Annotated in this window: 20 protein-coding genes; 13 read left to right on the top strand and 7 right to left on the bottom strand. The window is 73.9% G+C overall.

Annotation, left to right across the window (positions count from 1 at the left end):
- Positions 1-105 precede the first annotated feature (105 nt).
- Positions 106-507 carry an ArsR/SmtB family transcription factor gene (locus MFF22_RS02945; protein ID WP_009865682.1) on the top strand — a complete coding sequence of 134 codons (402 nt, stop codon included), beginning with the start codon at positions 106-108 and terminating at the stop codon, positions 505-507.
- A gap of 163 nt (positions 508-670) precedes the next feature.
- Here MFF22_RS02945 and MFF22_RS02940 read toward each other — a convergent pair whose 3' ends face one another.
- The 3 genes from MFF22_RS02940 to MFF22_RS02930 form a co-directional block, all read right to left on the bottom strand.
- Positions 671-2,050: a metallophosphoesterase family protein gene (locus MFF22_RS02940; protein ID WP_012752973.1), complete on the bottom strand. Its 1,380-nt coding sequence runs from the start codon at positions 2,048-2,050 to the stop codon at positions 671-673.
- Between the two features lie 103 nt (positions 2,051-2,153).
- Complete coding sequence (locus MFF22_RS02935) at positions 2,154-3,488, bottom strand: metallophosphoesterase (RefSeq protein ID WP_012752974.1); 1,335 nt, start codon at positions 3,486-3,488, stop codon at positions 2,154-2,156.
- 226 nt (positions 3,489-3,714) lie between these two features.
- A complete protein-coding gene (locus tag MFF22_RS02930) occupies positions 3,715-4,755 on the bottom strand; it encodes a DUF6634 family protein (RefSeq protein ID WP_012752975.1) in 1,041 nt (346 codons plus the stop codon).
- A 184-nt stretch (positions 4,756-4,939) separates the two neighbouring features.
- Between MFF22_RS02930 and MFF22_RS02925 the strand changes: the two genes are divergently transcribed.
- From MFF22_RS02925 to MFF22_RS02870, 12 genes are all read left to right on the top strand, one after another.
- The gene (locus tag MFF22_RS02925) at positions 4,940-5,227 is read left to right on the top strand and encodes a helix-turn-helix domain-containing protein (protein ID WP_009864682.1); all 288 of its coding nucleotides are present in this window, start codon (positions 4,940-4,942) and stop codon (positions 5,225-5,227) included.
- Between the two features lie 480 nt (positions 5,228-5,707).
- Positions 5,708-6,070, top strand: a complete 363-nt coding sequence (locus MFF22_RS02920) for a hypothetical protein (RefSeq protein WP_050772664.1) — start codon at positions 5,708-5,710, stop codon at positions 6,068-6,070.
- Between the two features lie 134 nt (positions 6,071-6,204).
- Entirely contained in the window at positions 6,205-7,554 is a 1,350-nt protein-coding gene (locus MFF22_RS02915) for an efflux RND transporter periplasmic adaptor subunit (RefSeq protein ID WP_012752978.1), read from the top strand.
- Positions 7,555-7,568: 14 nt separating this feature from the next.
- Positions 7,569-10,829, top strand: a complete 3,261-nt coding sequence (locus MFF22_RS02910; RefSeq protein ID WP_012752979.1) for an efflux RND transporter permease subunit — start codon at positions 7,569-7,571, stop codon at positions 10,827-10,829.
- A 64-nt stretch (positions 10,830-10,893) separates the two neighbouring features.
- Positions 10,894-11,448 (top strand): hypothetical protein, encoded by a 555-nt coding sequence (locus MFF22_RS02905; RefSeq protein ID WP_012752980.1) that lies wholly within the window; start codon positions 10,894-10,896, stop codon positions 11,446-11,448.
- An 87-nt stretch (positions 11,449-11,535) separates the two neighbouring features.
- Positions 11,536-11,874: a hypothetical protein gene (locus tag MFF22_RS02900; protein ID WP_012752981.1), complete on the top strand. Its 339-nt coding sequence runs from the start codon at positions 11,536-11,538 to the stop codon at positions 11,872-11,874.
- Positions 11,875-12,038: 164 nt separating this feature from the next.
- Positions 12,039-12,416: a hypothetical protein gene (locus MFF22_RS02895; protein ID WP_012752982.1), complete on the top strand. Its 378-nt coding sequence runs from the start codon at positions 12,039-12,041 to the stop codon at positions 12,414-12,416.
- A gap of 884 nt (positions 12,417-13,300) precedes the next feature.
- A complete protein-coding gene (locus MFF22_RS02890) occupies positions 13,301-13,978 on the top strand; it encodes a Crp/Fnr family transcriptional regulator (RefSeq protein WP_009863996.1) in 678 nt (225 codons plus the stop codon).
- Between the two features lie 162 nt (positions 13,979-14,140).
- A complete protein-coding gene (locus tag MFF22_RS02885; RefSeq protein WP_012752983.1) occupies positions 14,141-14,527 on the top strand; it encodes a hypothetical protein in 387 nt (128 codons plus the stop codon).
- A 141-nt stretch (positions 14,528-14,668) separates the two neighbouring features.
- A complete protein-coding gene (locus MFF22_RS02880; protein WP_012752984.1) occupies positions 14,669-16,366 on the top strand; it encodes a TolC family outer membrane protein in 1,698 nt (565 codons plus the stop codon).
- Entirely contained in the window at positions 16,366-17,019 is a 654-nt protein-coding gene (locus MFF22_RS02875; RefSeq protein ID WP_012752985.1) for an RT0821/Lpp0805 family surface protein, read from the top strand. Before MFF22_RS02880 ends, MFF22_RS02875 begins: the two co-directional genes overlap by 1 nt.
- Positions 17,020-17,148: 129 nt before the next feature.
- A complete protein-coding gene (locus MFF22_RS02870; protein WP_050772665.1) occupies positions 17,149-17,664 on the top strand; it encodes an MgtC/SapB family protein in 516 nt (171 codons plus the stop codon).
- A gap of 19 nt (positions 17,665-17,683) precedes the next feature.
- Here the strand turns inward: MFF22_RS02870 and MFF22_RS02865 are convergent, their stop codons facing one another.
- The 4 genes from MFF22_RS02865 to MFF22_RS02850 all read right to left on the bottom strand — a co-directional run bounded on the left by MFF22_RS02865 (position 17,684) and on the right by MFF22_RS02850 (position 22,835).
- Positions 17,684-19,978: a class I SAM-dependent methyltransferase gene (locus tag MFF22_RS02865; RefSeq protein WP_012752987.1), complete on the bottom strand. Its 2,295-nt coding sequence runs from the start codon at positions 19,976-19,978 to the stop codon at positions 17,684-17,686.
- 61 nt (positions 19,979-20,039) lie between these two features.
- Positions 20,040-20,207, bottom strand: a complete 168-nt coding sequence (locus tag MFF22_RS02860; RefSeq protein WP_012752988.1) for a hypothetical protein — start codon at positions 20,205-20,207, stop codon at positions 20,040-20,042.
- Positions 20,208-20,591: 384 nt separating this feature from the next.
- Positions 20,592-21,863, bottom strand: a complete 1,272-nt coding sequence (locus tag MFF22_RS02855; protein WP_238247523.1) for a calcium:cation antiporter family protein — start codon at positions 21,861-21,863, stop codon at positions 20,592-20,594.
- A 255-nt stretch (positions 21,864-22,118) separates the two neighbouring features.
- Positions 22,119-22,835 carry a YkgJ family cysteine cluster protein gene (locus tag MFF22_RS02850; protein ID WP_158022374.1) on the bottom strand — a complete coding sequence of 239 codons (717 nt, stop codon included), beginning with the start codon at positions 22,833-22,835 and terminating at the stop codon, positions 22,119-22,121.
- Positions 22,836-22,994 lie beyond the last annotated feature (159 nt).

Genomic DNA, 22,994 nt, shown 5'->3' with positions numbered 1-22,994 from the left:
GCGGCTCCACATGGTGGAGACCCGGCATCGACGCGCCGCACGGGCTGGCCGGGCTGGGGATCGAGAGGCGTCGCGCCACATATCAGCGAATGACGATGTCCAAGCATGGCTGAAGACCAGACCCTCCTGCCCGGGCGGCGTGCTCGACCCCAGCGCAGCGCTGCGCCGGCGGCCCTGCGCCGGAAGGCCGAACACATGGCCAAGCTCTGCCGCGGCCTGTCCGATCCCTCGCGCCTCGTCATCCTGGAGGCGCTGCGCCCCGGGGCGCTGAGCGTGTCGGAGATCGTGCAGGCCACGGGGCTGACGCAGTCGAACGTCTCGAACCACCTGGGCTGCCTGTACGATTGCGGGCTGGTCCTGCGCGAGCAGGAGGGGCGCTTCGTGCGCTACCGCCTCAGCGACCCGCGCGTCGAGAGCCTGCTACGCCTCACCGAGGAGCTCGTGGCCGACACCGCCCGGGGCGTGGTGGCCTGCACGGAGATCGGGTGCGGCGGCGGCTCTTGCTAGCCGTAGCCACCGACCGGGCATGGGCCCACGTGGCGGGTCCCGGGCCGCAACCCGGAACCCGGGCGCCGCGGTTCCGGCCCGGGCGGGCGCCCGTCCCGTCATCGGGTGACCACGCCGGATCCTGTCGGCCGATGGCGCCGGAACCGGTGTAGGGGAGCCGGGCTCACGTGGGAGCTCGGGTGGGGCCCGCATGGCAACCGCGGCCGTCAGGCCGTGCTGATGGGCCCCGGTACCGCCCCGGTGTGGGGTTCGCCACGACGCGGGTCCGGCCCAGCCTGTAGTCGGCGCGGCTCGGGACGTGACCGTGGACCCAGAGGCTCGGGGCGCCCCAGCCGCTCATCAGCGGTTCGAGGTCGGAGACGAGGGCGGCGGCGACCCACTCGTCGCCGAGCCAGCCGGGCCAATCCGCGGCCAGGGAGCGGCGCGACGGGGCATGGTGGGTCAACACCACGGCGCGGTCCCCGCGCGCGACGCCGGTGACGACGGACGTCGCGGTCGCCCGGAAGCCGACCTCCTGGTAGGCGATGGAGCCGAGCGCGTCCTCCAGGTAGGCGCGCGAGCGGGCGTGGGCCCCGGCGGCGTCCGGTGGCGACCAGTCACGGCCGGCGCGCAGGCGGATGCGGCGGGCATCCGGCCAGTGATGCCGGGCATACCCTCGCGCGAGGCGGGCGCGGGCCGGCCCATGCAGGGCCCAGTCCGTCCACAAGGTTGCGCCGACCACGTGCACGCCGCGGCCGTGGCCGTCGTCGAGGCGTACGCAGGCGTCCGAGAGGAGATGGAGACCGAGCTCCCGCGCCAGGGCGCGGCCCCGGGCGAGCGCCTCGACCATGGGGACGTCGGACCAGTACTCCGCGTTGCCCGGCACCATCACCACGGGCCGGCTTCCCTGGCGCCCGTCCAGCGCCCGGGCGAGCCAAGCCAACGCGGCCTCGATGCCGGTGCAGACGTCGCCGGCGACGAGCAGCGCGTCGAACTCCGGCAGAGGGTGCGGAAGCTCGTAGGGCGCCCGATCGACCCGCAGGTCCGAGAGGATCCACAGGCGCATCCCCGCGGGCGTCCCGCCGCCGCCGGGCCCGCGCGCGGTCTCCGGTGCCCGACCGGCGTGCCCGGGGCCCACCGGCAACGGCGGGCGCGCGGGGAGCGGGCCCGGCCGGCCCCGCGGGGGCGTTTCCAGCGCGGGCGCAGGGGGCGGCGCCGTCAGCGGGCTCGTCCCGAGCGACCCCCGGCCGCGCTCCCGCACGCGCGGCACGGCCTCGGCAGCCGGGCGCGACCGGCGGACCAAGCCGCCGCGTCGGCGCAACGCCTGGATCGCGACGCCGTCCGGGGGCGGCAGAACCGGCGCCGGCCGCGGGAATTCCGGGGCCTCGGGGTTCGAGGCCCGCGCCGTGCCGACCGTGCCGAGCGCCGACGCGGCCGCCGCATCGGCCGCGAGCCGGCGCGGCGAGGCAGCGTCGCGCCCCTCCGGGACAGGTCCCGCGCACAGGCCGCGCGGAAGCCGCCTCGGGACGACCGGGCGCGCGAGGTTGGGCGGGATCTTCGTCATCGGGCTCCCGGGGAAAGGGGGTGAAGGACGCGCGGGGGCAGGGCGGCGCGCCCGCCGGACGCGGGGCATGCGGAACCGCCGTCGATCCGCGGGCTTGGCGGCGTCAGACCTCCACGACCAGGGCCGGGTCGAAGGCGGGATTCTCGCCGCCGTAGCCCTTCGGATTGCAGAGCACCCGCGTCTCGCCGAGCCGGTAGTCCATCGACGCGTGGGTGTGGCCGTGCACCCAGAGGGTCGGGCCGGCTTGCTCGACGAAGGCGTCGAGCCGCGAGGCGAAAGCCGGGTTGAGGGGCTTGCCTCGGAAGGCGGGCGCGACGGAGCGGGCGCTCGGCGCGTGGTGGGTCACCACGACGTGCGGCCGACGCGGCGCGGCCGCGGGAGCGGCCAGTGCGCCCTCCAGGTAGGCCCGCGAGACCCGGTGGACGGCGAGCGCCTCCTCCGGCCGGAAGCGCATCCACCGGGGCTTGGTCTGGAAGCTGATCAGCCGATGGTCGTTCATGCCCCGGCGGGCATCCTCCATGGAGGCGGCGCGCAGGTCGGGGCCGTCGAGGTCGTAGTCGGTCCAGAGCGTGCATCCCGAGAAGGGGACGCCGCCGATCACGACGGTGTCGTCCTCCAGCAGGTGCACGCCGAGGTTCGCGGCGACCGCCCGCCCGCGCGCGAGCTCCTCGACGAAGGTCCGCCGATAGAATTCATGGTTCCCGGCCACGCACACCACCGGCATGTGCGGGCGGATGACGTGCGCGAGCCAGGTGACGCTCTCGACCAGGCCCTCCCGAACGTCGCCGGCCACGACCGCCACGTCGGCGTCCGGGATCTCGGCGGGCGTCCAGGGCAGGCCGACGTCGCGGTGCAGGTCAGACAGGATCCAGAGGCGCAAGCCGCGTTCCTTTCCGGCGGGGGGACGGGACCGGTCGCCGCGCCCTTCCGGCGCGGCGCGGGCGGGAGCGCCCGCGGCGGCCCCCGGTGCTCGGTCCCCGGGCGGGGGCGCCCAGGCGTCCCAGGACGCGGCGAGCCGGGCGAGGTGGGGCTCGCCCGGGCGACGCTCGCCGAGCCGGCGCAGGGCGTGCGCGAGCAGCGCCGCGGCGGCCGGCTCGCCCCGCAGCGCCTGCGCGAGGAGCGCGCTCGCGACGAGGTCCGTCAGGCGGCTCTCCGGGCCGCAGACCCGCAGGACCGTGACCGCGACGCGGGTCAGGGCGGCGGCGTCGCCGTCGAGGGCCTCGCCCCAGGAGCGATGGCGGGTGGGCGGCGCGCAGGTCCGGAGCGTGGCCAGCAGCGCCTCGGCCGTGGCCGGCCGGAGCCCGGTCGCGGGCACCACGCGCCAGAGGCGGAGGATGGCCGGGCCTTGCCGCGCCCGGACGTCCGGGCCGGTGGCGCGGCGGGCGCCGGCAGGGGCGGCGTGCCCCTGTCCGGCGGGGCAAGTCGGGGACTCCGTCATGGGCGGCGGCTCCAGGCGAGGGGAGGGTGCGCCTCCGGCGCACGGCGGGGGTGGGCGGCGGACGCTGGCGCGCCGGCCGCGACCGGGCGTGGCCACGCCGGCCGGCTCCCGGCCGACAGCGAGGCCGACGGCGCACGGTCCGGGGGAGGGCGGTGCCTCCCGCCGTCAGGCGGGGGTGATCCGCAGCCCGGTCTGCCGCGGCGTCGCGCCGTCGGCCGGGGCCGGCCTATTGCAGGGTCGTGGGCGCCGTGTCGCCGACCGCTCTCCCGAGCCTGTACCAGCGGGAATAGGTCCGGACCCAGGTCCGCCCGTCCGAGGCGTAGACCTCGGAGGTCCTGATCCGGCACGGCCGGGGGAAGTCGGGGTGCCCCGAGACGACGCCGGTCAAGGCCCTCACGGCCCGGAGCCCGACGTCCCAATCCTCCAGCAGGGGCGCGTCCGCCAGGTCCTGCGGCGACGGCCCCGCGCCCTCTTCGATGGCCTCCAGCGCCTCGGCGAGGTCGCGGAGGCGCTCGCCCGTGTCGCGGTGGTCCGCGCCGCCGCCGGCGGACGGCGCCGGGCCGAGGCTCTCGGCCAGGTCCTGCCGTCGCAACGGGGCGGCGGAGGGGTGCCGGGCGGCGGCCTCGATGGCGGCGATGAGGTGGAGGCCCTGGCAGAGGAGCCGGGACGTGAGGGTGCCCACGACGAGGCCGGCGGCGTCGGACGGGCCGAGGCGCGGCAGCGCGACCGGCAAGGCCCGGATCGCATCGGCCGCGTCGGGAGCGCCGGTTCGGACCGCCGCGCGCATCGAGCGCTCGAAGCGCGCCACGGCGGGCTCGCCGCCGGAGCGGCCGCAGCCGAGCAGCCAGACCGGGGCCGGGGGCCCGGCCTGAACGGGGGGCACGAGGCGCGGGTCGCCCAGCACGGCGGCCGCGAAGTGTTCGTCGAGCGGCGTGGGGCCGACCGGCAGAACGGCCGCGTCGAGATGCGCGCGCAGGGACGGCGCGGCGAGGCACTCGGCGGGCAGGTCGAGGATCAGCCAGCCTTCGCGGTCCCGGGCCGTCGCGGCCTCACAGGCGGCCTGCACCGCCGCCTCGGCCGAGGCGGCCTGAAGCTCGACAACGCGGACGGCGTCCGGCAACCTCGTGCCGCGAGGCAGCCGCGGCTCGGCCGGCCGGGTGATCCGCGCCAGCGTCGCCGGCCGCCCGGCGGCGGCGGCGAGCGTCGCCACGAGGACAGCATGGGCACTCACGGAACGTCCGTCGGCACCGAAGAACGCAGCGATCATGGCAGACCCCCAGCATGCACGCCCGAAGCCGTCCGCGGACACCAAGTCCACCGACAGCCACGAAACCGTCTCGTCTGAAATCGAATGGAATTATATCATTGGTATAAAGCTTTTTCAATGCGGAGAGCCGTACCATGACCTGCTGCTGTTCCCGAAGGTTAATGCTTATCCACCGGAAAAACCGGTGCCGGGGTACCTGTGCCAAGCGGCGCGCGCCCTCCTCGGGCTCTCGCAATCCGATCTGCGCGAGCTGTCGATGGTGTCGAAGAAGAGCATCAACGATTACGAGAACGCGTTCTCCGACCTCAGCGAGGGATTGGCCCTGCGGCTCCGGCAGGCCCTGGAAGGGCAGGGCGCCCGCTTCGTGCACGGGGACGGGGCCACGGGCGTCGTGACGGGGATGGCGCGGTCCGAGCTCGACCGAAGGTCGCGCTCGCCCCGCAAGAACGAGGCGCCCTCCGACCGCCCGTGAGGCCCCGGGGCCGGGCCGCCTCCGCCCTTCGGCCACGGGCGGCGTCCGGCGGGGTCCGGTCGACGCGCCTCGGTCATCCCGCGGCCAATCCGTCCCGGGGTCCCGCCGGCGGCCCTGGTGAGCGCATCGCGGGCCCGAGCCGGGGCGGCGTCCGGCCGGTGCGCCCGCGGCCCGGCGCCGGGGTGCCCGCCGGTGAGGGTACCGCCGGGAGCGGGGCATGCCGCCACGGCCGGCGGTGCCTCCGTTCGAGGCCGCGGCGAACCCGGCCTCCCGAAACCATGACGCCCGCCCTGCGGGCCGCGGGACCGCCATGATGCCGGACGGCGGCCAGGGCCGCCGCGGGCACCACGTCTCTCATCGTCGCGACGACGATTGGCGGGCGGCGTACGGAGACACCGCCTGGGATCCGACGCCGCACCGCGACGAACCCGATTGTATCCGCGGCCTCGAATCGCCATAAGGACGGGGATGACCCTCGGGATGCGGCAGAAGAGCTTCGACGCCGGGCGTGGCTGGTCGGTGACCGCCCTGCGCCTGCTCGCGCTCGTGCTCGTCCTGCTCATCGCCGCTCCCGACCTGGGCCTGGCAGCCGATTTCGCGTACCACGGCAAGGCACCTGCCGGGACGGAACTCTCGGTGGTCGCGCCGGCCGACGGCTCCGCGACCGACACGTCCGATCCGGGCGTGACCTGTCACGTGCATTGCAGCTGCCACCAGGCCATCACCGCGGACGCCGCTCCCGCGACGGCGCCCGCGGCGGCTGCCCAGCCCAACCGGTCCCGGTCCGTCGGCGCGCTCGCGTCGACCTGGCCGGACCGGCTGTCGAGGCCTCCTCGCGCCTGAGGTGACCGCGCCACCGAGGTGGCACGGGCCGCCCGGCGATCCGCCGGGCCAGTCGATCACCTTACGTGAACATGCGGGATCGACCGTCACCGCCGCGCAGGCGGGCAAGCGGCGTCCCGGTCGAGTCAGGCTCAATGCGCATTCTCCTGTCCGTGGTCATCCTGGCCACCGGCATCGCCATCGGCGGTGCCGTTCCCCGCGTGTCCGAATTCGTCCAGGACGCCCTCGCCTCGGTCGGGGTCCCGAGGATCCACCCGGCGCCCGCCGCCGGTCAGCCCTCCTCCGAGACCGACGTCCCGGAGCCCGCGGGCGAGCATCCCCGCCCGCGAGGGGCGAAGCCGGAGACCGGGCCTGCGACCGCCAAGCATCCGCACGGGGAGGGTGGGGGAGAGGCCGAGCCGACCGTGATCAAGATGCAGCCCGAGCAGGTTTCCGGGCAGGACATCACGGTCGTGACGGTGGAGGGGGGCACGCTCGCGCGCCACCTTCTCGTTCCCGGCACCATCGCGCCGGACGCCGACCGGATCGCCCGGGTGCCCGCGCGCGTGGTCGGGATTGTGGCCGAGATGCGCAAGCGCCTGGGCGAGGAGGTTGTGAAGGGTGAGGTCGTCGCGGTGCTCGACAGCCGCGAGGTCGCGGACGCCAAGAGCGAGTATCTCACCGCCTCAGTGAAGGCAGAGCTTGAGAAGACCAATTTCGATCGGCAGCAGGCGCTTTGGGAAAAGCGCATCTCGGCCGAATCGGCCTTCCTCAATGCCAAGGCCGTCTATTCGGAGGCGCAGCTTCGCGTCGACCTCGCCCGGCAGAAGCTCTCCGCCCTCGGCCTCAACGCCGCCGAGGTGGCGAGCGCGGCCAAACGGGACGAGACCACGCCCAACACCTCGACGCTGCGCCGCTACGAATTGCGCTCACCGCTGAGCGGGCGCGTGGTTGAGCGCAAGGTCGACCTCGGCACCGACGTCGGCGGTCAGGGCGACCCGGACGACCTGTATACGGTCGCAGACCTGTCCACCGTCTGGATCGAACTGGCGGTGCCAACCACCGAACTGGCCAAGGTCAAGGAAGGCGCGCGGGTCCTGGTCACCCCGAGCCAGGGCGACGCCGACAAGCAGGCCGAAGGCAAGGTGATCTTCGTCAGCCCGATCCTGAACCCGGACACACGCTCCGCCCGCGTCATCGTCGGGCTGCCGAACCGGGACATGGCCTGGCGGCCCGGAACCTTCGTCACCGCCGAGGTCGAGGTCGGCCAGGATGCGGTCAAGGTGCGGGTTCCGAAGGCCGCGATCCAGACCGTCGCCGGCGAGAAGGTCGTCTTCGTGCGCACGGCCACCGGTTTCGAGAAGCGCGAGATCGAGCTCGGGCGCTCCGACGACGATGCTTACGAGGTCGTCTCGGGCCTGAGGCCGGGCGACGAGATCGCGGTCGCCAACTCCTTCCTCCTCAAGGCTGAGCTCGGCAAGGCCGCGACCGGCGACAACGACTGAGCGAGAGCCCGCCCATGATCTCCCGCATCCTCGACTTCTCGGTCCACCAGCGCTGGCTGGTGCTGCTGCTGTCGCTGCTGGCCGCCGGCTTCGGCGGCTACGCCCTGACCAAGCTGCCCATCGACGCGGTCCCCGACATCACCAACAACCAGGTGCAGATCAACACGGTCGCGCCCTCGCTCTCGCCAATCGACATCGAGAAGCAGGTCACCTACCCGGTCGAGACCGCGCTCGCCGGGATCAAGGGCCTCGAATACACCCGGTCCTTATCGCGAAATGGCTTCTCGCAGGTCACCGCGGTCTTCGCGGAGAAGCTCGACATCTACTTCGCCCGCCAGCAGGTCGCCGAGCGCCTGTCCCAGGTCAAGCAGGACCTGCCGCCCGACGCCGAGCCCCGCATGGGCCCGATCTCGACGGGCCTCGGCGAGATCTACATGTGGTCGATCCACTACGCGAAGCCGGACGAGCGGACGGTGTCGCCTGCGGGCAAGCCGGGCTGGCAACCGGACGGCAGCTACCTGACCCCGGAAGGCCAGCGGCTCAGGACGGAGCTGGAGCGGGCCGCGTACCTGCGCACGGTGCAGGACTGGATCATCCGGCCCCAGATCAAGACCGTGCCGGGCGTGGCCGGCGTCGACGGCATCGGCGGCTTCGAGAAGCAGTACCACGTCCAGCCGGACCCGACGAAGCTCACCGCCCTCGACCTCTCCTTCTCCGACGTGGCGCGGGCCTTGGAGGCCAACAACGCCAACCAGGGCGCCCGCTACCTGGAGGACAACGGCGAGGGCTACGTCGTGCGCGCGGCCGGGCGCCTGGAGAGCATGGGGGAGATCGAGAACGTCCTCGTCACCACCCGCGGCGGCGTGCCGGTGCGGATCAAGGACATCGCCGAGGTCCGGATCGGGCGCGACCTGCGCACGGGCTCGGCCAGCGAGGACGGGCAGGAGGTCGTCGTCGGCACCGCGCTGATGCTGATCGGCGAGAACAGCCGCACGGTCGCGGCCGCGGTCGACGCCAAGATGACGGAGATCCGCAAGTCGCTTCCGCCCGGCGTCGAGGTCCAGACGGTCCTCAACCGGACGCTCCTGGTCGAGGCCACCATCAGGACCGTGGCCAAGAACCTCGCGGAGGGCGCGGCCCTCGTCATCGTCATCCTGTTCCTGCTGCTCGGCAACATCCGGGCCGCCATCATCACGGCGCTGGTCATCCCCGTCGCCATGCTGATGACCATGACCGGCATGGTCGAGGCGAAAATCTCGGCCAACCTGATGAGCCTCGGCGCCCTCGACTTCGGCCTCATCGTCGACGGGGCGGTCATCATCACCGAGAACGCCCTGCGTCATCTCGCCGAGAAGCAGCACGGTCTCGGTCGCACCCTCGACACCGAGGAGCGCCTCGCCACGGTGCGGGCCTCGGCCGAGGAGATGATCAAGCCGTCCCTCTACGGGCAGGCGATCATCATCCTCGTCTACGTGCCGCTCCTCACCTTCACGGGCGTCGAGGGCAAGATGTTCGAGCCGATGGCGCTGACCGTGATCATCGCGCTGGCCGCCGCCTTCGTCCTGTCGCTGACCTTCGTGCCGGCCCTGATCGCCATCGTGATCACCGGGCGCGTCACCGAGAAGGACAATGTCATCATCCGCGCCCTCAAATGGGCCTATCGGCCCGTGCTGGCCGGGGCGGTGCGGGCGCCGATGGTGTTCATCGTCGCGGCGTTGCTGCTGCTGGCCGGGGCCGGCCTGCTCTTCACCCGGCTCGGCGCCGAGTTCATCCCGACGCTCGACGAGAAGAGCATCGCCATGAACGCGCTGCGCATCCCCTCGACTTCGCTGTCGCAGTCGCAGGCGATGCAGCTCAAGATCGAGCAGGCGATCCGCCGCTTCCCGCAGGTCGCCTACGTCTTCTCGAAGACCGGCACCGCCGAGGTCGCGTCCGACCCGATGCCGCAGAACTCCTCGGACACCTTCGTGATCCTGAAGCCCCAGGAGGAGTGGCCGGACCCGGACCTGTCCAAGGCCGAGCTCCAGGAGAAGATCGAGAAGGCGGTCGGCGCCCTGGCCGGGAACGTGTTCGAGTTCTCCCAGCCGATCCAGCTGCGCTTCAACGAGCTGCTGGCGGGCGCCCGCGGCGACCTCGCCGTGAAGGTGTTCGGCGAGGAGTTCGGGCCGATGACGAAGGCGGCCGACCAGATCGCCGAGATCCTGCGGGGCATCGACGGGGCCGAGGACGTCAAGGTCGAGCAGACGGCGGGCCTGCCCTTCCTGGAGATCAAGATCAACAAGGCGGAAGCGGCGCGGCTGGGGCTCAGCACCGGCGCCGTCCAGGAGGTCATCGGGGCGGCCATCGGCGGCAAGGACGCCGGGCTGGTGTTCGAGGGCGACCGCCGCTTTCCCATCGTCGTGCGCCTCAGCGACAAGGTGCGCGAGAACCGGGAGGCGTTGGAGAACATCCCGGTGCCGCTGCCGCCCGGCCCGAACGGGCGCGCCGCGTCGGTCCTCCTGAAGCAGGTCGCGAGTTTTTCCGTCGCGGAAGGGCCGAACCAGGTCTCGCGCGAGAACGGCCGGCGCCGGGTGGTCGTGACCGCGAACGTCCGCGGGCGCGACATCGGCTCGCTCGTCGCCGAGGCGCAGGCCAAGGTCGCGAGCCAGGTGCGGCTGCCCTCGGGCTACGACGTGACCTGGGGCGGCCAGTTCGAGAACCTCGCCTCGGCCCGCAAGCGCCTGATGATCGTGGTGCCGGTCTGCTTCGCCCTGATCTTCCTGCTGCTCTACTCGGCGCTGGGCTCGCCCCGGGACGCGCTGCTGGTGTTCAGCGCCGTGCCGCTGGCGCTGACCGGCGGCATCGCGGCCCTGTGGCTGCGGGGCATGCCGTTCTCGGTGCCGGCGGCGGTGGGCTTCATCGCGCTCTCGGGCGTGGCGGTCCTGAACGGCTTGGTGATGCTGACCTTCATCAAGCAGCTCGTCGCGGAAGGGCGGCCGCGGCGCGAGGCGATCCTGGAGGGCGCCATGACCCGGCTGCGGCCGGTGGCGATGACGGCGCTGGTCGCCTCGCTCGGGTTCGTGCCGATGGCGCTCGCGACCGAGACCGGAGCCGAGGTGCAGCGGCCGCTCGCGACCGTGGTCATCGGCGGCCTGATCAGCGCCACCTTGCTGACCCTGGTCGTCCTGCCGGCCCTGTACGCGCGCTTCGGCGGCGAGGAGGTCGCGCGCTCCCCGCGCCGGGCCGAGGAGGCTTCGGCCGGCGCGCGGGCGCGGCTCCGGCAGGCGGCCGAGTGACCCGGGCCATGCATCCCCGGACCGGCGAGGCGCGGTCGCGACGGACCCGAGGGGGAGCCCCGTGATGCGGACGTTTCGTCGTGCGCTCGCCACCGCGTTCCTGGGGGCGGCCGGCATCCCGGGGGCGCTTGCCGGGGAGGCACCCTTCGGCCTGCGTTGGGGTCCGCTGACGTCCGTGCCGAAACCGTCCATGGCGGATCGGGAGGGGAACGTCACGGCCCTGTTCTATTTCCAGGGCCGGGCGCCGGCCTCCGGGCCCGATACCGAGCAGGTCGTCCTGGAGGTCTGCGGGGACGAGGGTCTGCAGCAGGTCATCTGGTTCAGCCGCCCCTTCGCGGAGGCCGAGCTCGTGCCGGCCTACGCGGCGATCTACCGGGAGGGGGTGCGGCGCTACGGCGAGCCGCAGGAGGCCGGGCTGCCGAACGCCGTGACGTGGCCGGCGGGGCGCACGCTCCTGGCGGTCCGCCCCGCCGAAGGCGGCGGAAAACGCATCGTCATGGTCGCCGCGGGCGAGCTCTACGAGAAATGCTCGTCGGCGCACGAGGCGGCGACCGGCCACCCCGCCGCCCGCCATACCTCCGACCTGCTCGAATCCCGGGACCGCCGGATGGCGCCATGACCACCCACCGGCCGGCGTTCGACGGCGCTGGCTCCGGCTCATCCTACGAAACTGGAGCGACGGGGAGCATCGATGCGACGAACAGTGATGGTGGCCCTCGGCGTCATGGTCGTGATGTCCGCGCAGGCAGGATCGACGGCCAAGATCGTCGGCATCGGCGCCCAGACCTGCGCAGCGTTCAACCAGGAGATCTCCGCGAACCAAGCTGCCGAGCTGTACTTCTTCGCCTGGGCGCAAGGTTTCATGAGCGGAGCGCTGATTCGTGCGCCGGCAGGAATCGATGAAGACCTGGACCTGACACCGCCGTCCGTCCCGCTTCAGGCCCAAGTCCATTTCCTGCGCACCTTCTGCGCCAAGAACCCGGGTCAGGACTACATGGATGCCGTCAGGGCTCTCTACCATCGACTGCGCGGCCCCGGGATCTAGCCGGGTTCGGCACCGGGCCGGTCGGGGCGGTGCAGCGGCCACGCCGCTGCGGGCAATCCGGGGATCCGGGCCGCCGAAGGCGGCGAGCGCAACGGCCGGCGCCCATCCGCGGCCGGGCCATGCGCGGGCGTCGGTCGGACCGGCACGGGCGGGGAGGGATCGTGATGATCGGCTGGAGGAGGTTCGCGTGTGCCTGGGGGCTGGCCACCGGCGTGACGGGCTGCCTGCACGTGCCCGATGTTCCGGGCTACGCGACGGTCCCGTTCACCCTGCATCTCCCGTCGGGGGAGCGCCTCACGGGCAGCGTGACCACCCGGCTGCTGCGGCGCGAGTTCTACGCGACCGACGGGCGGACGACCTGCAGCGGCCTGTTTCATCCGTCCGGGGCGGGGCTGCCGGCATCCGTCGGGGCAAATTGCTCCAATGGCCAGCGCGGCACCGGGTCGGCCGACGGGACGAGCTCGTTCGCCGGGTCCGGAACGCTGAGGATGGACGGCGGCTCCGCCACGTTCCGGTACGGAGAGGCGATCCAGGGAGGGTAACGGCCCGCGGGATCGGAGCCCTGCCCCCGGAACGCACGGACGCCGACGCGGCCTCGCGCCCGCGCGGGACGGGCGTTCGGAGAGGCGTCGGACCGATCCGCCGGGGCGGTCCGGTGGGCCGGGTCGGTCCCGGCGCGGTTCGCGACGAGCGCGTCGCAATCCGGGGTCGCGTCCCAGCCCTTGCGCCGGCGCAGGCCGGCCCCGCTCGCGTCAGCGTTCCGGACGGCGGCGTCGCCGCGCGGGCCGGCGCGGAGCGCGCCGCCGGCGCTCGCCCCGCCGAAGTCGCGGCCGGTCCTGGCCCCGCTCCGGTCGGCTCCGCGCGGGTTCGCCCCCGGACCTGCGGACCGAAGAAACGCGCGCCGACGAGCTTCGCCCCGCCCAGGTCGGCCGTCTTGAGCCCGGCCTGGTCGGGGGCCGCGACGCGGAGACCGCCCCCCCGCGGCAGGACCCTGTTCAAGCGGGACGGGCGCAGGTTCGCGCGCCTGAGGTCCAGGCCGGACAGGCGCCCGTCCGAGAGGCTGAGCGGCTTGCCGGCCGCCCGGGCGATCGTCGCCTCGATAGCGGCGCGGGCCGTCCCCGCCTGCGTCATGTCCGGCATCGTCCGGCCGAGGGGGCGGAGCAGGTCGCCCGCGGCCGACGCCGGACCCCGGGCGACGACGGCCGAGAACGGGAGGGCCGCGTGCCTGCGTATGGGTGTCCCCGCGGTTCCCGGCGAACGGGCTCGGGCCCCGCGCACCGCCGGAACCGGCACCGCCGCGCGCCCGCGCGGCTCAATCCGAACGCGGGCGGCATCGGTCGTTTGTGCCCGCGCTCATCGACGCCGGCCTGTCCCGGAACGTCCCCGGCGCCCGACCGGCGCGCCGCGGAGCTGAAGGTCATCGCGCATGTCTCACGCCGACCGCGTCGAGCGCTGGTTCGAGCAGTTTCCCGTGCTCGGGACGCTTCCGGCCGACCACCGGCACATCCTGCGCGGCGCCGTGCGCTTTCCCGTGCTGGAGGCGGGAGCGACCGCCTACGAGCTGGGAGGCGAGTGCGCGAACTACCTGATGTGCATCGAGGGCCGGACACGCGTCTTCCGGATCTCCGCGGGCGGCCGCGAGATGCTGATCTACCGGGTGGGTCCCCGGGGGACCTGCGTCCTCACGACCCAGTGCCTGCTCGCCGGCGGCACCTTCCCGGCCGAGAGCGTCGCGGAGCAGCGCACGGTGCTGGCGGCGCTTCCGGCGGAGACCTTCCGGCACCTCATGGCGGCCTCGGCCGCGTTCCGCGCCTTCGTCCTCGACGATTACGCCAAGCTCATGGCCGTCCTGTTCGGGCTCCTCGACGAGATCGCCTTCACGCCCCTTGAGGAGCGCCTCGCCCGGCACCTGCTCGCCCAAGCGGACCAGCACGGAAGGGTGACCGCGACGCACCGGCAGATCGCGGCCGACCTCGGCACCGTGCGCGAGGTCGTCAGCCGGCATCTCGCCGGCTGGGAGCGCGCGGGATGGATCCGGGTCCTGCGCGGGCAGGTCGAGATCCGCGACCGCATCGCCCTGGCCGGACATCGGCTCCGCCCCTGAGGCCGGGCCGGACCCCGGCGAAGCGCGAAACCCTCCGCGCGAGGAGGGTCCTGCGACGGGTCGCGCCGCCGGCGCGCGGGAACGATCGGGCTCCTCGGACGCTGGCCTCCCCCACCTCCGCGAGACCTTGCGCCGGGCGGCGCGCCCCCGTAAGCATGGCGTATGGTCAGGCTTCGGCAGCGGTGGGACGGGTACGCGTCCGGCGTTTGGCGCCGCGCCCTGGTTTGCCTGCTCGCCATCGCCCTGACCGTCTCCCTGGTGGACCCGGCCCTGACCGCGCCCGCGTCGCCGGACGAGGAAGCCGGCGGGCCCGGCATCGTCATCGTGCTCGATGCCATCTCCGGGGCGCCCGCCGCGGACGAGCCGGCGGACCGCGGCCTTGCGGGGCCTGGCCGTTGCAGCGCGCACTGCCCCTGCCATGCCGTCATCCGGCCGGAGAGCCCGGTCGTGACGCCCCTGCGCATCGCCAGGCCGCCCGAATTCACCCTCGGCACCGCCCGCCTCTCCTCCGTGGCATCGACGCCCCCGAGCGAGCCCCCGCGCGCCTGACCCGCCGGCCGCCGCATGCCGCGGCGGCAACCCGGGTTGCATGGTCATCCCCAGGCCCGGAAGGGAAGGCGCCCGCCCTGCGCGGCGCGGGTCCCGTCGATGCGACGGGGCGGCATGTGGCAGCATCTCGCAGGGTGGGCGATGCCCGTTCCCCTCATCATCGACCCCGAACCGGCGGTCTTCCCGGGCGCGGCGCCGCGTGCCGGCGCGTTCCCGCTCGCTCGTGCGGGCCAGGCCTCGGCGCTCGCCGCGGGTCGGGGACGCCGCGCAGCCGAGCCTCGGCAGGGCGGTACGCCGGAGCCGTCGCGCGGGTCGGATCCGGCCGGGCCATGGTCCGCCGCGGCGGTCCGCCCCGCCCGGGCGCCCAGACCCGCAGGTTCACCGGGTCGTGCCGGCGCCGAAACCTCCGCCCGGCCAGGGGCGCACGGTGCCCGCCGGCCTTCCTCCCCGTCGCCGAGCGCCCGATCGCGGCGGACCCGCGCGGCCTGCAGCCTGTGCGCCGCGCTCCTTCTGGCCGGCGCCACCGGGGGCGCGCGGGCCGAGACCCTGGAGGGTGCCCTCGCGCGCGCCTTCCGCGCGAACCCGGAGCTGAACGCCGCCCGGGCGGGCCTGCGCGCGACGGACGAGGAGATCGTGCAGGCCCGGGCGGGCTACCGCCCCACGATCCGCCTCGACGCCGACATCGGGGTCGAGCGACAGAAGGGCGTCGAGGGCGGGGAACGCTTCGCGCGGACCGCCCTGCCGGGCGGCGCCGGCCTGACCGTCAACCAGACGCTGTTCAACGGTTTCCAGACCGACAACAACACCCGGCGCGCGGAATCGACCGTGCTCGGCCAGCGCGAGAGCCTGCGCCTCACCGAGACGACGACCCTGTTCAGTGCGGTCCAGTCCTACATGGACGTGCTTCAGAATACCGCGACGCTGGAGCTGAACCGCAACAACGTCGCCGTCCTGCAGGAGCAGCTCCGCCAGACGGCCTTCCGCTTCCAGGTCGGCGCGTTGACCCGGACCGACGTCGCCCAGGCGGAGGCGCGCCTCGCGCTCGCCCGCTCGCAGGTGAGCGCGGCGGAGTCGCAGCTGGGCGCCAGCATCGGCATCTATCGCCGGGTCATCGGCGTGGAGCCGCGCCAGCTCTCGCCGGGCCGCCCGCTTGACCGCCCCGTGCCGGGCAACCTCGACGCCGCGGTCGAGATCGGCCTCAAGGAAAACCCGCAGATCGCCTCGGCGCTGCACGCGGTCGATGCCGCCGAGGCGCAGGTGAAGGTGCTGGAGGGCCGGCTCTACCCGCAGGTCGGCCTGACCGGCCAGGTCGCCCAGCGCTACGACCAGGAGCAGCCCGGCGACAACGGCCGCACCGCCTCGATCGTGGGCCGCATCACGGTCCCGATCTATCAAGGCGGATCGGAATACGCGCAGATCCGGCAGGCCAAGGAGCTCGTGGGCCAGACGCGCCTGCAGGTCGAGTTCCTGCGCGACCAGATCCGCGCCGCCGTGGTCTCGGCCTGGGGCCAGCTGGAGGCCGCCAAGGCCCAGGTCATCGCCTCGCAGGCGCAGGTCCAGGCGAACGAGGTCGCGCTCGACGGGGTGCGCGAGGAGGCCCGCGTCGGCCAGCGCACCACCCTCGACGTGCTGAACGCGCAGCAGGAGCTCCTGAACGCCCGCGTGCAGCTGATCCAGGCCCAGCGCAACCGCGTGGTGTTCTCCTACGGCGTCGTGCAGCAGATCGGGCGCCTGACCGCCCGCTTCATCGCGGTGCCGGTGGCGGCCTACAGCCCGAAGACGCACTTCGATCAGGTCAAGGACCTCTGGTCCGGCGTGCGCACACCGGATGGCCGCTGATGGGACGGAAGACCTTCCGCCGCCAGGTCCGCGCCCCGGGGCCGCCCGCTCATCCCTGGCCGGGGCTGCCGGGCGGTCCGGGACCGCCGGCGCGCCCCGACCCGCCCCCGCCTTCGCCAGACACCGCCGAGCGCACCGTCATGTCCCATCCCCGGCTCCGGCCAACCGCACGTCCCCTGTCCCGCGCCGGCGCCGCGCTCCTGATCCTGGCGCTGCCGGCCTGCGCGATCTCGCTGCCGATCTCCCGGCCTGCCGACGGTTCTCCCGGCGTGCCGGGGCAGGACCCGAAGCGCACGGCGCCCCTGGCGTTCCCGGGGCTCGACCCGGAGGATTGGCGCCGGGCGCGCGGCATCCTCGGCCTCGCGTTGGAACCCAGCGGGAACGGCCTGCGCATCCGGTGGGACAACCCGGCGAGCGGGCGGAAGGGCAGCGTCGTGCCGACCGCCGCGCCGGTCGTACGCGCGGGGCGGATCTGCCGCGCCTTCCTGGCCACCGTGGAAGAGGCGCAGCGCACCGCCAGGATCCGCGGCACGGCCTGCCAGAACGTCGGCGACGACTGGGAGGTGACGGAACTCGACCCCGGGAGCAGCGCGCCGGACCGTCAGGGCGTAACGAGGCGCGACGCCGAGCCGACCGGACCCCGCTCGCCCTGATGCGGGCCGCTCCGGGAAGGTTCCGTCAGGCGCGAGGATCACCGTCGGCGCGCCGCTGGCGGCCCGCCTCGGAACGGCGGCACGACGCGCGGACGGACCATCGGGGCGTTCTCACACCGGCGAGGGATCATGGGTTCGTACTGGGGCATCTGGGGAGACCTTCCCAACCACTTGGTGCGGCTGGGCCTCGCCTTCGCGTTCGCATTCCCGCTCGGCTGGAACCGCGAGCGCGAGGCGCGCAGCGCCGGATTGCGCACCTTCCCCATCGTCGCCATCGCCAGCTGCGGCTTCATCCTGCTCGCCAGCGAGCTCCTCGGCGCGCGCACGCCGGAGCAGGCGCGCATCCTCCAGGGACTCATCACCGGCATCGGCTTCATCGGCGGTGGCGCCATCCTGAAGGGGGGCGACAACGTGCACGGCACCGCGACCGCGGCGAGCCTGTGGAACGTGGGCGTGATCGGGGCGGCCGTCGGCTTCGGCTACTACGACCTTGGCCTCATCCCGGCCCTGTCCAACTTCCTGGTCCTCGCCCTCCTGACGCCCTTGAAGCGCAAGCCGCGGACCGCCGCGTCGCAGGACCGGGGCGCCGGCACCGAGCCGGGGGGAGGGCCGGCCGGCACGGGCGGGGCCGGGCACAGCGAATGATGCCCCCCGGGATCGGAAGTCAGCGCGAACCGGTCCGGCCCTGGCGCGCCTGCCGCGCCCAGATCCGATAGGTGCCGCCGAAGGTGTCGGGATGGCGGGTCTCGAAACCGTGCCACGCCGCCGGCGAGCGCGCCGCGGCCGGGTCCGGATGCTCGGCCGCGAACCGGGTCCGGTCCGACGGGCGTTCGGGCTCCAGGCCCAAAAATTCCAGCCCGCAGGCCTCCAGCATCGCGCCGATCCCGGGCAGCGTGAAACGGTGCTCCTCGACGTGGAAGATGAGGTCGCGGCATTCCGACAGGGTCCAGAAGTCGGAGGCGGGGCTGAGCAGCATGCCGAGGTCCGGCTGCGCCACGGCCCCGGCCATGACGGCACGCCGGCCCGCCCGCACGCCGGCCGGGGTCGGCGCGAGCGCGCGCTCCGCGACCAGGGCGCGCCCCGCGACGACGCTGGCGCGCGCGATCTCGCTGTAGAGCCCGAGGAAGAGCAGGCCGCCCGGCGCGAGCAGCCCCGAGAGGACGCGCAAGCCCTGCAAGGGCTCGCGCATGTGGTGGAGCACGCCGAAGCTCTCGATCAGGTCGAAGCGCTCGCCCAGGTTGGCGAGGTCGAGGATGTCGGCCTGCAGGTGCCGGACCGACCCGATCCCGTATTCCGCCAGCTTGCGCATGCCGTAGGCCAGGCTGCTGCGGCTCAGGTCGACCGCGAGCACCGAGGCGTCCGCGACCGACTGCACGAGCCGCATGGTCTGGATGCCGGTCCCGCACCCCGCGACGAGGACGCGTGGCCGCTCGACCGCCGGCATCTCGTCCGCGCCGAGGTGCGGCAGCGCGAGGTGGACCCGCTCGCGCAAGGGACGCGGGGTCCCGAGCAGGGCGCGCGACCAGCGCGGATAGGGGTTCTCCTCGTACTGGGCCTGGACCAGGAGGGACACGGCGTCGCGCACCGGCCTGAGCGGGACCAGGCTGTCCGCGAGGGCGCGCTCCTGGGCCGGCTCCTCGACCTGCTCGCGCACGAGGGCGCGCAGGGCGGGCGGGGCCTTGGCGAGGTCGAGGCGGGCCGCGGCCGTGCGATGCAGCGGCAGGTAGCAGGCCGCGATGGCGACCCGGCGCCAATCCGCCGCGCCCGCGTCGGCCTCGGCTCGACCGAAGCCCGCGCACAGGGCCGCCAGGGCGACCTCCTCCTGCTCGTCGGTGCAGTAGAGGTACTCGTTGAGGAAGCACTGGCGCGCCAGGGCGCAGGCGAGGGTGAGGTCCGGTGCGGGCGGCGCCCCCTCCCGCGCCGCCAGGAGCAGGCTTCGCCGCACCTCCGTCAGCAGGAGCTCAAGCCCGAGATCGGGAATGGGGGCGGCGGCGAGGAGCGCGCGGAACAGCGCGTCGTCCAGCAGGGCGCGGACGACCGCATCGGCTTCGGCGACGGTCTCGCGGGCACGCGGGGGATCGGCCGCCAACCGGGCGAGCAGGCCGTCGACGGCCGCATCCTGCCGCAGCGCCGCGACGGCCGCGGTGGCGAGCAGGCGCGGGTCGACGTCGGCCCGCCCGAACAGGGCGATCAGCACCGCCCGGAAACGTGGTCCCGCCGGCACCGCGCCGAGGTGCAGGAGCTCGCGGGCGAGCAGGCGCGGGAAGCCGGGCTGGTCCGGCGCGCAGGCGACGGCCTCCGCGAGGGCCGAGAGGCCCGCGAGCGTCTCGCCGGCCCGGAGGCGGGCGCTCCCGAGATTGGCCCAGAGCGGCGCCCGCGCCGGCGCCATCGTGACGGGGGTGGCCCGGAGCGCGGCCTCGAAGAAGGGCACGGCTTGGCCGAACTCGCCCTCCCGCACCAGCAGGAGCGCGAAGCCCGCCAGGCAGTGGGCGAGCTCCGGCTTCAGCATCAAGGCGCTCTGGTAGGCCTTGGCGGCCTCCGTGAAGCGCCCGAGCGCGCGCAGCATCTCGCCCGCCTGGCCATGCGCCTCGGCGAAATCGGGGCGGAGCTCGGCGGCCTTCCGGAAGTGGCGCAGGGCCGAGCCCGGCGCGCCGGTCTGCCGGTGCGCCTCGCCGAGGTTGAACTGCAGCAGCGGATCCTTGGACCGCGTCGCACGCACCCGCTCGAAGTGGGCCAGCGCCTCCTCGGGCCGGCCCCGGTTCAAGGCGACGCAGCCGAGCACGTCGAGGGCGGTGGGCTCATGGGGGCGGGCCGCGAGCACCGACCGGGCCTGGTGCTCGGCCTCGTCGAGACGGCCGGCGTTCAGGGCCTCGGCCGCCCGCCGCAGCGCCGGCAGCGCCGCCGACGGGACCGCGCCCGACGAGGTCCCGTCACCCGCCCGATTCCGACGCTGCCGCATGTCCGTCCTCCGCCCGCTCGCACCCAGTCCCCGCCGCCCGTCCGGCCCGCGCCACCGTCGCTCATCCCGAGGCGACCAGCAGGAGGGTCGCCGCGGCGAGGATGGCCGCCATCAGCAGGATCAGATCGCGCCGCGCGGCGGCCCGAACCCACCGCCTCACGCGGCGGCGACCGCCACGGGCTCCCGTGCTCCAGCGCGCCGTCTGCCGCGCCATCTTCTTGCTGCCCATCCCGGGCCTCCGGATTTGGTTGGGTGTCGCGCCCCCCGATGCCGACGCCCTGCGCGCAGCCGCGCCGCGGTCGGCCGAGGGAGGCGGTCTCCCGTCGCCCCCATGTCGCGGCGCGCCCGCCGTCCGCCGCCTCCCAGGGCTCGCGCCGCGCCGTCGAAGGCAAGCGCGTCCGGGAAGAGCATGATGCGGGAGGTGATCCGGGCGGCGTGGCTGGCCGCGAAGGCCGGTTGCGCGCGTGGGCCGGCTCCGCCGCGGCGGCGCCGGCCCGGGACGGCGCGCAGGGCGCAGGGGCAAGAGGGGACGGCCTGCCGCCCCGATCCGCCCCGGGCCGGCGTGCCGCGGGCAGGGCGCGGCCCGCTTCGGGCGCGGCACGCGCGGCGGGCCTCACCGGCGTCCCTCGGTCGCCTCGGCCGCCCCGGGCGCGCGTGGCCCGACGGACGGCGCCACCGAGACGGCGACGCGCACGACTTCGAGCAGGCGGCGGCCGTTCAGGACGAACAGGACGGCGGCGAGCCCCAGATAGACCCAGGCGAGGGCGGTCAGCGTCGCGACGGTGCGCGCCTCGTCCTCCCGGTACCAGAACGCCAGTCCGACCTGGATGCCGAAGAGGCCGGCCAGGGCGAGGGCGGACCAGAGCCCCAGGCGCAGGCGCAGGAGCAGCGCCAGGGCGAACAGCGACTGCGCCGCGGTCAGGAAGAACTCCTCGGCCTGGCGCGCGTCGAGCGGCAAGGCCGTCAACGAACCCGCGCCGACGCTCATCGCCAGGGGCAGCATGCCGACGAGCAGCGTCCACTGGTTGATCTTGTCGCTCACCAAGGCGGCGAGGCCGCTGGCGGCGCGCCCCGCGACCACGAACAGGATCGCGACGGTGACGGCCGGGGCCTCGCTCGCCAGCGGCGCCAGCCACTGGATCAGCAGGAACTCGTTGAGGCCCAGCAGCCGGCCCGAGCCGACCATCGCCTCCGCGAAGGGCTCGGCCGAGACCAGGATGATCCCGCAGGCGACCACCGTCAGCGCAGCCATGGACGCCCACTGGGCGGCGGGCGTCAGCGCGTTGAGGGCGGCGGCCGGGCCGGGCTCCTCGCCCTCGTCCTCCTCGGCCTCGGACCCGCCGCGCACGCGCCAGACATAGGCCGCGAAGATCGCGACGAGCACGGCGAAGTCGAGCAGCGTGATCGTGTCCTTCAGCACGATCAGGAAGGCGTAGAGGCTGGCGACGAGCAGGACGACGATCTCGACCGCGTTGCTCCGCGTCAGCGCGATGGCGCGCCCGCCCCCCTTCAGCCAGTGCAGCGCGACCAGCAACGGCCACGCCAGCCCGACCAGGAGGCGGTTGGCGCCGGTCATGTTGGCCGCGGCGTAGTGGACGTACTGGGAGTCCGGGCCCGCCTTGCCGGCCTGGTAGGCGTAGTAGAGATCGACCGCGTATTCGGGCAGCACGGTCACCAGGGCCACGACGGCGACGATCAGGCCCAAGGAGAAGTGGCGTTCGGCCGCCTCCGCGCCCCACGAGAGCAGGAACCCGGCCGACAGGATCGCGGCGCCGAACGCCACCATCTCGCCGATGGGACCGACCTGCAGGCCGGTCAGGCGGATCCCCACACCCGGCAGGGCTGCCAGCACCGCGAGTGCGACCAGCATCAGGAACCGTCTCATCCCTCATCCCCCGTCACACCATCCTCCCCTTCGGCCTTGCGGCGCCGACCGTCACCCGAGTTGCCGTCCCGGAGAGTCCCGGATTTCCGCCCAAAAACGGGCGGCCCGGCGCGGGACACCTCCGTTCCGCACGGCCGACCGCCGCGGCGCGGAGATCTCGGCCCTTGTCCGTCATGCGTGCGCCGTTCGGCCGGCGAGTCAGCGGCACCAAGCCGTCCACGCCCGGAAGCCGGGGCTCGGGAGGCAGAGCTGCCGTCAAGGACCGGCTCTCGGCGTGAACACCCTCGCGCCCGCCATCCAGCGCTCAACGGTGTCCTTGTCGTCGCTGATCTGGGACAGGGCCGACACGAGGCTCACGTCGTCGTGTTGAAGACCGAGTTCTCTCGTGATCGCGTTGATGCCCGCCCGATGGGCGCATCCGACAAGTTGGAGGACGCCATAGGACTTCATGTAGACGTCGGCTTTTCCGGAAACCGCCGATTTCAAGGCGTCTTCGCACAGCACGGCATCGGAGGACAGCAACGTACGACATGCGAACGGTCGCACCGCGTAGACCGAGCAGGTTTTCTCCTCGCTCAACAGCGGGCACGGCAGGCCCGCGCGCGACCGGCCGACGACGCGGAGGGGAGCCGGTCGATGCGCGGGTGCGCCCGACGGCCGGCCTTCGGGGCCGTGCGCCGCGTCTCTCCTGCGCGCGATCAGGATCGCTTCCGGGATGGACACGTCGACATCCTGGTGGCAGCACCAGGCGCATCCCGTCCTGCAGGCGACCGGCAAGCGTCCGCCCGGAGCGTCCGCGACCAGGCCGTCGACCGCAGCGTCGCCATGCCTGAAGACGACGCCTTCCAGATAGTTCAGAAGGGCTTCGATCTTCGCCGCGGTGCTGCCTTCCGCGGACCGGCACCTCGTCAGGCCGCCGTCCCTGACGTCGCGAGCGATATTCGTCGCAGCTCCATAGATCAGTGGATCCAAATTCGTCGGCATCCCCATCGGAAGCGGGACTTGGATGGGGTGTCCCTGCCGGGATGGAACCTGTTCGGATGCTCGCCGCCGGCTTGATTGGCGGCCAAACGCTCGTCGCTCCATTGCGAACCTCGATACGTACCCATGATTTGGCTGAGCGGTTCGGGT

Origin of the sequence: Methylobacterium persicinum (assembly GCF_022179525.1) — a bacterium.
GTDB lineage: Bacteria > Pseudomonadota > Alphaproteobacteria > Rhizobiales > Beijerinckiaceae > Methylobacterium > Methylobacterium persicinum.
The sequence above is the reverse complement of the archived record's forward strand: the minus strand, read 5'-3'. Positions and strand labels throughout refer to the sequence as shown.

Excerpts from the sequence above, each read along its gene's own strand:
- MFF22_RS02935 (WP_012752974.1), bottom strand. The coding sequence starts at position 3,488 with ATGACGGAGTCCCCGACTTGCCCCGCCGGACAGGGGCACGCCGCCCCT.
- MFF22_RS02895 (WP_012752982.1), top strand. The coding sequence starts at position 12,039 with ATGATCGGCTGGAGGAGGTTCGCGTGTGCCTGGGGGCTGGCCACCGGC.
- MFF22_RS02920 (WP_050772664.1), top strand. The coding sequence starts at position 5,708 with ATGCGGCAGAAGAGCTTCGACGCCGGGCGTGGCTGGTCGGTGACCGCC.
- MFF22_RS02885 (WP_012752983.1), top strand. The coding sequence starts at position 14,141 with ATGGTCAGGCTTCGGCAGCGGTGGGACGGGTACGCGTCCGGCGTTTGG.
- MFF22_RS02905 (WP_012752980.1), top strand. The coding sequence starts at position 10,894 with ATGCGGACGTTTCGTCGTGCGCTCGCCACCGCGTTCCTGGGGGCGGCC.
- MFF22_RS02865 (WP_012752987.1), bottom strand. The coding sequence starts at position 19,978 with ATGCGGCAGCGTCGGAATCGGGCGGGTGACGGGACCTCGTCGGGCGCG.
- MFF22_RS02945 (WP_009865682.1), top strand. The coding sequence starts at position 106 with ATGGCTGAAGACCAGACCCTCCTGCCCGGGCGGCGTGCTCGACCCCAG.
- MFF22_RS02855 (WP_238247523.1), bottom strand. The coding sequence starts at position 21,863 with ATGAGACGGTTCCTGATGCTGGTCGCACTCGCGGTGCTGGCAGCCCTG.
- MFF22_RS02900 (WP_012752981.1), top strand. The coding sequence starts at position 11,536 with ATGGTGGCCCTCGGCGTCATGGTCGTGATGTCCGCGCAGGCAGGATCG.
- MFF22_RS02930 (WP_012752975.1), bottom strand. The coding sequence starts at position 4,755 with ATGATCGCTGCGTTCTTCGGTGCCGACGGACGTTCCGTGAGTGCCCAT.
- MFF22_RS02940 (WP_012752973.1), bottom strand. The coding sequence starts at position 2,050 with ATGACGAAGATCCCGCCCAACCTCGCGCGCCCGGTCGTCCCGAGGCGG.
- MFF22_RS02870 (WP_050772665.1), top strand. The coding sequence starts at position 17,149 with ATGGGTTCGTACTGGGGCATCTGGGGAGACCTTCCCAACCACTTGGTG.
- MFF22_RS02880 (WP_012752984.1), top strand. The coding sequence starts at position 14,669 with ATGCCCGTTCCCCTCATCATCGACCCCGAACCGGCGGTCTTCCCGGGC.
- MFF22_RS02915 (WP_012752978.1), top strand. The coding sequence starts at position 6,205 with ATGCGCATTCTCCTGTCCGTGGTCATCCTGGCCACCGGCATCGCCATC.
- MFF22_RS02860 (WP_012752988.1), bottom strand. The coding sequence starts at position 20,207 with ATGGGCAGCAAGAAGATGGCGCGGCAGACGGCGCGCTGGAGCACGGGA.
- MFF22_RS02890 (WP_009863996.1), top strand. The coding sequence starts at position 13,301 with ATGTCTCACGCCGACCGCGTCGAGCGCTGGTTCGAGCAGTTTCCCGTG.
- MFF22_RS02875 (WP_012752985.1), top strand. The coding sequence starts at position 16,366 with ATGGGACGGAAGACCTTCCGCCGCCAGGTCCGCGCCCCGGGGCCGCCC.
- MFF22_RS02910 (WP_012752979.1), top strand. The coding sequence starts at position 7,569 with ATGATCTCCCGCATCCTCGACTTCTCGGTCCACCAGCGCTGGCTGGTG.